Source organism: Salinicola sp. 4072, assembly GCF_036663415.1.
In the GTDB taxonomy this organism is placed as follows: Bacteria; Pseudomonadota; Gammaproteobacteria; order Pseudomonadales; family Halomonadaceae; genus Salinicola; species Salinicola salarius_A.
Genome location: NZ_JAXOVV010000002.1, coordinates 1 through 512, shown reverse-complemented (window position 1 = coordinate 512; position 512 = coordinate 1). Strand labels below are relative to the sequence as shown.

The 512-nt window shown below is 54.9% G+C and carries 1 rRNA gene; it reads left to right on the top strand.

The features are described from left to right. Positions 1-141: 141 nt before the first annotated feature. Positions 142-512 (top strand): 16S ribosomal RNA (locus R3F72_RS02300); the annotation flags it as partial.

Below are 512 nucleotides of genomic sequence, written 5' to 3'. Positions count from 1 at the left end.
TGGGCGCTTGTTCTCGCGTGACAGCCAGTCACGACATATCGAGGCAAGCGACTCGTCAAGATTCGTTTGACCTTGAACCAAGTTTGGTCCGCTTTTCTTCTTACGCTTTCGGGTGTGAGAGAAGTAAGGACTATCGAACTTCAACTGAAGAGTTTGATCATGGCTCAGATTGAACGCTGGCGGCAGGCCTAACACATGCAAGTCGAGCGGCAGCACGGGGAGCTTGCTCCCTGGTGGCGAGCGGCGGACGGGTGAGTAATGCATAGGAATCTGCCCGGTAGTGGGGGATAACCTGGGGAAACCCACGCTAATACCGCATACGTCCTACGGGAGAAAGCAGGGGATCTTCGGACCTTGCGCTATCGGATGAGCCTATGTCGGATTAGCTAGTTGGTAAGGTAACGGCTTACCAAGGCAACGATCCGTAGCTGGTCTGAGAGGATGATCAGCCACACTGGGACTGAGACACGGCCCAGACTCCTACGGGAGGCAGCAGTGGGGAATATTGGACA